Annotated in this window: 1 protein-coding gene; it reads right to left on the bottom strand. The window is 29.4% G+C overall.

Annotation, left to right across the window (positions count from 1 at the left end; translation table 11 throughout):
- Positions 1–285: GNAT family N-acetyltransferase (locus ACYVTD_RS17375; protein ID WP_461248880.1), on the bottom strand; the 285-nt coding region annotated here is incomplete at its 3' end.
- Positions 286–296 lie beyond the last annotated feature (11 nt).

The following is a 296-nucleotide window of genomic DNA, read 5'->3' as shown; positions in this document are numbered from 1 at the left end:
AATTAATTTTTCACTTAATCTTTTGCCGCGATATTGTTCATTTACAAAAACAGCTTGAATATAAGGAGTATATTCCACATTGGGAACACTATCCCTTTCATTTAATGAACAATGCCCTATTATGTTATTATTTTCAATTGCAACAAATACCCTTTCCCAATCCAAAAAATTATTTTTTTCCCAATTTTCTGCTATAATGGGGCTTTCCCGCCAAGATGATTTTTTTACAAAATCAATAAGTTTAGACCAATATTCATCATTGTAAAAAACTTGCCTTATTTCCATAAAATCATTCC

The sequence above is a fragment of the Treponema sp. R6D11 genome (assembly GCF_054786075.1).
Note: the sequence above shows the minus strand (reverse complement) of the source record. Positions and strands in the feature narration are given on the sequence as shown.